The sequence below is a fragment of the Mesorhizobium sp. M7A.F.Ca.AU.001.01.1.1 genome, from assembly GCF_004022735.1.
Lineage (GTDB): Bacteria > Pseudomonadota > Alphaproteobacteria > Rhizobiales > Rhizobiaceae > Mesorhizobium > Mesorhizobium ciceri.
The window spans coordinates 1-4,368 of sequence record NZ_RZPF01000572.1; the positions used below are offsets into that span (position 1 = coordinate 1).

The following is a 4,368-nucleotide window of genomic DNA, read 5'->3' on the forward strand; positions in this document are numbered from 1 at the left end:
ACACGGCCGGTGAGGAAAGCGGGGAGGCCGCCGCCGATCAGCACCGCCAGCACCGACAGCGCCGGGTTGAACAGGCGGATGACGAAGAAGGCTGCAATCAGCGGCAGGATCAGCCACGGGTCGATGGGAATGGTCTTCACCGCATTGAGCGCGAAGGTGACGACGATACCGGCCAGCATGCCCGAGGCGACGGAAGGCGGTATTCTCGAGATCAGCTTCGTCAGGGGCCGAAACAGCCCGGTGGCGATCAGAAGGACGCCGGTGACGATGAAGGCGGCGACGGCCTCACCCATCGAAAAGCCGCTCGATGCCGCGATCAGCGCCAGGCCCGGCGTCGACCAGGCGGTGATGACTGGCATTTTCGTGCGCCATGACAGCCACAGGCTCTCGATCGCCATGGCCAGGCAGATCGTCGTCACCCAGCTTGCCGTCTCGATCTGCGTCGCGCCGACTGCGTTGGCGGCGGCGATGACGATGGCCAGCGTGCCGCCGAAGCCGACGATCGCCGCGACGAAGGCGGATATCGGAATGGAAAGGCGCATCAGTTTCCCCTCTGCGCCATCGCATCGACGGCCCGCACCAGCATGTCGAGATCCTGCGGTCGCGACAGGCGATGGTCGCCGTCAGGGATCAGCGACAGGGTCACGTCGTCGGCGGGCAGCAGGCTGACCAGCTTCAGTGCATGGCTTGCCGGCACATCCGCATCGGCCAGGCCCTGCAGGATATGCACCGGGCAATGGGTGTCGATCGGGCCTGTCATTGTCAGGTTGTCGCGCCCGTCCTCGATCAGGGCGCGGGTGTAGATGTAGGGTTCCGTGGAATAGTCCGACGGCTCTTCGAAGAAACCTTTTTTGGCGAGATCGCGCTTCTGCGCCTTGGTCAGCACCGGTTCGATCAGTTCAGCGGTAAAATCCGGTGCCGGCGCCAGCAGCACCAGGCCGGCGACGTTGCTGTCATCAGCCTCGCGCAATTCCTGCACCATGCGCAGCGCGATCCAGGCGCCCATCGAGGAGCCGACCAGGATCTGTTTGCCCTTGGTGAAATGCCGGAACACGGCAAGGCTTTGTGCAAGCCATGTCGAAATCGTGCCGTCGGCAAAGGCGCCGCCGGATTCGCCATGGCCGGAATAATCGTGGCGCAGAAAGGCGCGGCCTTCTTTTGCCGCCCAGTCCGACAGCGTCTGCGCCTTCGCGCCCAGCATGTCCGACTTGTAGCCGCCGAGCCAGACGATGCCGGGCGCAGAGCCAGCAGTATGGCGCACCGCGATGCGCGATCCATCGACATCCATAAAGACGGGGGGCGTTGCGGTCATGGCTTTTTCCTCAGGCCCTCTTCTGGCGCGGGATTCTTGTGGCACGGTCGGTGGCGTGGCGAAAAGTGCTCACTATGTTCTTTGTTTGGTGCAGGACAGCGATCAGGGTGATTTTCTGTCAATGCTGTGCTATTGACTCCGCCCGCGCGCTCACCACATTGGCGCGTCCATGCATCAACACTGACAAATCCTGAACGAAACGGCCAAGGAGACCACGACCATTCGCAGACCTTTCAAAGCAGCGGCGCCGACCAAGGATGGCCCGCGCTCCAACCGTGACATCCGGGTTCCCCGGGTCCAGCTTATCGACGCCGAAGGCCAGAACCGCGGCGATGTTTCCATCAACGACGCATTGCTGCTGGCCGAAGAGGCCGGGCTCGATCTCGTCGAGATATCGCCCAACGCGGTGCCCCCCGTCGTCAAGATCCTTGATCTCGGCAAGTTGAAATACGCCAACCAGAAGAAGGCGGCCGAGGCGCGCAAGAACCAGAAGGTCATCGAGATCAAGGAGATCAAGATGCGCCCGAACATCGACAGCCATGACTACGAGACCAAGATGAAGGCGGTTCGCCGCTTCTTCGAGGAAGGCGACAAGGTCAAGCTGACGCTGCGCTTCCGTGGCCGCGAGATGGCGCATATGGAACTCGGCATGCAGCTTCTGAACAAGGTCCGCGAGGAAGTGGCGACGATTGCCAAGGTCGAAGCGGAACCGAAGCTCGAAGGCCGCCAGATGATGATGGTGCTGTCGCCGCGCTAAGATCTGCATCGGCGCGTATCTAGGATCACGATGACGTCAGGCTTGGCCATCGCGCTTAAATCCGCCTGAATCACATCGCAAGGCGTCCCGGCGATCGGCGGGACGCCTTCTTCTTGTTCAGACGCTGCGATCGCCGGCAAAATTCCTGACGATCGGATTCACTATGGTCGATGAAGTCAAGGTTTCGGACGTGGACTTCAAACGCGGGCTGGGCAATTACCAGCATATGCGCCGCATAGTGCTTGCCGTTCTCGTGGTCGTGCTGTTTGCAGCATTGCTATTTGGCCAATCGACGTTTCCGCCCGACACAGCCGTGCACGAGACGATCGAAATGTTCGGCGTGCTGCTGATTTTCCTCGGCATCGTGGGCCGCCTTTGGGCGACACTCTACATAGGCGGGCGCAAATCGTCCGAGGTGGTGACTGGCGGGCCTTACTCGATCACCCGCAACCCGCTCTATGTGTTCTCGACCGTAGCCGCAGCCGGTGTCGGCGCGCAGATCGGTTCGTTCTCCGGTATCATCCTCTTCGGGCTTTTGTGCGCGGGGGCGTTCCATATCGTCATCCTGCGCGAGGAGAAGTTCCTCAAGGAAGCGCTCGGCGCGCCGTATCAGGCCTATCTGGCGCGGGTGCCGCGCTTCTTCCCGAAACTGTCGCTCTACCAGGAGGGCGATACCGGAAACTTCAAGCCGCGCCTGCTGTTGACCACGCTGCTCGACGGCCTGGTGTTTCTGATCGCGCTGCCGGCCTTCGAATTGATCGACGGCGCCCAGCTGTCAGGCATGTTGCCGGTCTGGTTCACGCTGCCCTGACGAGGACACAGCGCCGCATCTCCACAGGTGTTGCGCGCGGGCCGTCTTTGACGTATAGCACCGCCGTTCAAGAAAACCGCCCGGCAGGGCATGCCGTGGCGGTTTCATTTGCTTTTCGGGCTTTGGTCGGCCTGAAGCGAACAAGAAGCGCGATAGTGCGCCAACAATACGGAGTAGCAAAATGCCCAAGATGAAGACCAAATCGGCCGCCAAGAAGCGGTTCAAGATCACAGGTACGGGTAAAGTCCTGTCGGCTGCGGCCGGCAAGCGTCACGGCATGATCAAGCGTTCCAACAAGTTCATTCGAAATGCCCGCGGCACGATGGTTCTGGCTGAACCGGATGGCAAGAAGGTCATCAAGAATTTTCTGCCGAACGGCCTCTAAGGCATTCGGTCCGGACACGCATTTGTTTTACGCAATTCCGAACGGAAAACCGCAAGGCACTTTTCCTGGAATTGCTTTTAAGGAGATCATGACATGGCACGCGTAAAAAGAGGCGTCACTTCGCACGCCAAGCACAAGAAGGTCCTGAAAGCCGCGAAAGGCTTCTACGGCCGCCGCAAGAACACCATCCGCATCGCCAAGCAGGCGGTGGAAAAGTCGCTGCAATACGCTTACCGCGACCGCAAGAACCGCAAGCGCTCCTTCCGCGCGCTGTGGATCCAGCGCATCAACGCCGCGACCCACGAGCATGGCCTGACCTATGGCCGCTTCATCGACGGCCTCAACAAGTCGGGCATCGAGATCGATCGCAAGATCCTGTCGGACATGGCCATCCACGAGCCGCAGGCTTTCGCGGCCCTGGTCGCCAAGGCCAAGGTGGCGCTCGAATATCTGAAGAACACCACGCCGAACGCTTTTGAAAGCGCTGTCGCCTAAGACCAGCGCTTCCCAAGCATTCGCAATTCTGATTTGGGGAACCCGCGCTGGCACGGCTGGCGCGGGTTTTTCTTTTGCCTGATCCTTGGAGTGATTTCACTTTAGGAGTGACTTTCACTTTGAGGCCGACCTCCCAACGCAGCGAGTTTGACCGTGAACGACGCAACCACTGGCCTGGATACGCTTGAAAACTCACTTCTGGCCGAGATCGCCTCGGCCGCCGATGAGCCGGCCATCGAGGCCGTGCGCATCGCTGCTTTCGGTAAGAAGGGCAGCGTGTCCGAGATGCTGAAGACACTTGGCGCCATGACCGCCGAGGAGCGCCAGATCAAAGGCCCGGCCATCAACGGCCTCAAGAACCGCGTCACCGACGCGCTGACTGCCCGCAAGGCTGAGCTCAAGGATGTGGCGATCACCGCCCGCCTCGCCGCCGAAAAGGTCGACGTGACGTTGCCGGTGCGGCAGTCGCCGGCCGAGCGCGGCCGTATCCATCCGATCAGCCAAGTCATCGACGAGATTGCCGCGATCTTCGGCGATCTCGGTTTCTCCATCGCGGAAGGTCCCGATATCGAGACCGACTATTACAATTTCACCGCGCTGAATTTTCC

At 60.8% G+C, this 4,368-nt stretch carries 6 protein-coding genes and 1 pseudogene; 5 read left to right on the top strand and 2 right to left on the bottom strand.

The features are described from left to right. Window positions 1–542: benzoate/H(+) symporter BenE family transporter (locus tag EN884_RS27295; protein ID WP_206617652.1), on the bottom strand; the 542-nt coding region annotated here is incomplete at its 3' end. After that, window positions 542–1,312, bottom strand: coding sequence for an alpha/beta hydrolase (locus EN884_RS27300; protein WP_063169788.1), 771 nt, complete (start codon window positions 1,310–1,312; stop codon window positions 542–544). The genes EN884_RS27295 and EN884_RS27300, both read right to left, overlap by 1 nt. 220 nt (window positions 1,313–1,532) lie before the next feature. Here EN884_RS27300 and infC point away from each other — a divergent pair, with 220 nt between their 5' ends. From infC to EN884_RS27325, 5 genes and pseudogenes are all read left to right on the top strand, one after another. Then, entirely contained in the window at window positions 1,533–2,069 is a 537-nt protein-coding gene (gene infC, locus EN884_RS27305) for a translation initiation factor IF-3 (RefSeq protein ID WP_013528312.1), read from the top strand. A 163-nt stretch (window positions 2,070–2,232) separates the two neighbouring features. Next, window positions 2,233–2,880 carry an isoprenylcysteine carboxylmethyltransferase family protein gene (locus EN884_RS27310; RefSeq protein WP_063169789.1) on the top strand — a complete coding sequence of 216 codons (648 nt, stop codon included), beginning with the start codon at window positions 2,233–2,235 and terminating at the stop codon, window positions 2,878–2,880. A 181-nt stretch (window positions 2,881–3,061) separates the two neighbouring features. Beyond that, window positions 3,062–3,265 (top strand): 50S ribosomal protein L35, encoded by a 204-nt coding sequence (gene rpmI, locus EN884_RS27315; protein WP_006201248.1) that lies wholly within the window; start codon window positions 3,062–3,064, stop codon window positions 3,263–3,265. Window positions 3,266–3,358: 93 nt separating this feature from the next. Further along, entirely contained in the window at window positions 3,359–3,760 is a 402-nt protein-coding gene (gene rplT / locus EN884_RS27320; RefSeq protein ID WP_013528310.1) for a 50S ribosomal protein L20, read from the top strand. Between the two features lie 153 nt (window positions 3,761–3,913). After that, window positions 3,914–4,368 (top strand): annotated as a pseudogene (locus EN884_RS27325) (phenylalanine--tRNA ligase subunit alpha); the annotation flags it as partial.

Bases quoted from the DNA above. Each gene is read 5' to 3' on its own strand.
- EN884_RS27300 (WP_063169788.1), bottom strand. From the start codon at position 1,312: ATGACCGCAACGCCCCCCGTCTTTATGGATGTCGATGGATCGCGCATC.
- rpmI (WP_006201248.1), top strand. From the start codon at position 3,062: ATGCCCAAGATGAAGACCAAATCGGCCGCCAAGAAGCGGTTCAAGATC.
- rplT (WP_013528310.1), top strand. From the start codon at position 3,359: ATGGCACGCGTAAAAAGAGGCGTCACTTCGCACGCCAAGCACAAGAAG.
- EN884_RS27310 (WP_063169789.1), top strand. From the start codon at position 2,233: ATGGTCGATGAAGTCAAGGTTTCGGACGTGGACTTCAAACGCGGGCTG.